The following is a 792-nucleotide window of genomic DNA, read 5'->3' as shown; positions in this document are numbered from 1 at the left end:
CGCGGCCGCCGACGCCCCAGGCGGTGACGCGCCAGAGGGCTTCCACGACGATGTCGCGGCTCATCTTGCTGTCGCCGTGTTCGCGCTCCACGAAGGTGATGGGCACCTCCACCACGGAGCAGCCGGCCTGGACGGCTCGGCGGGCGAGGTCGACCTGGAAGCAGTACCCCTGCGAGGCGACCTCGGTCAGGCCGAGCCTCTCCAGGGTCTCGCGGCGGAAGGCGCGGTACCCGCCGGTGATGTCGCGCAGCGGCACGTCCAGCAGCAGGCGCGAGTAGGTGCTGCCGCCGCGCGAGAGGAGCTGGCGGCTGCGCGGCCAGTTGACGACCCGACCGCCGGGCACCCAGCGCGAGCCGAGGACCAGGTCGGCGCCCTTGAGGGCGGTGAGCAGGCGCGGCAGTTCCTCGGGCTGGTGGGAGCCGTCGGCGTCCATCTCGACCAGGACGCCGAAGTCGTGCTCCAGGCCCCAGCGGAACCCGGCGAGGTAGGCGGCACCGAGCCCTTCCTTGCCGGCCCGGTGCAGGACGTGGACCCGCTCGTCGTCGGCGGCGAGTTCGTCGGCGATCTTGCCGGTGCCGTCGGGGCTGTTGTCGTCCGCGACGAGGACGTGGGCCTCGGGGACGGCTTCGCGGACCCGGGCGACGACGGGCGCGAGGTTGTCGGCCTCGTTGTAGGTCGGAATGATCACCAGCGTGGTTCCGAGCGGACCGTACTCCTCGCGCGGGGCCGAAGAAGCCCTGTCACCGCCGTCGTTCACCTTTGCCCCTTACCTGTCCGTGCACAGGGGACCAC

1 protein-coding gene is annotated in these 792 nt (G+C 72.2%); it reads right to left on the bottom strand.

Translation table 11 applies throughout. The features are described 5' to 3' along the window. The coding region (locus ACFV9O_RS40725; RefSeq protein WP_385428197.1) for a polyprenol monophosphomannose synthase at nucleotides 1-757 on the bottom strand (757 nt) is incomplete at its 3' end. Nucleotides 758-792 lie beyond the last annotated feature (35 nt).

Source organism: Streptomyces sp. NPDC059909, assembly GCF_042730885.1.
Lineage (GTDB): Bacteria > Actinomycetota > Actinomycetes > Streptomycetales > Streptomycetaceae > Streptomyces.
This window is presented reverse-complemented; position numbering and strand designations above follow the sequence as displayed.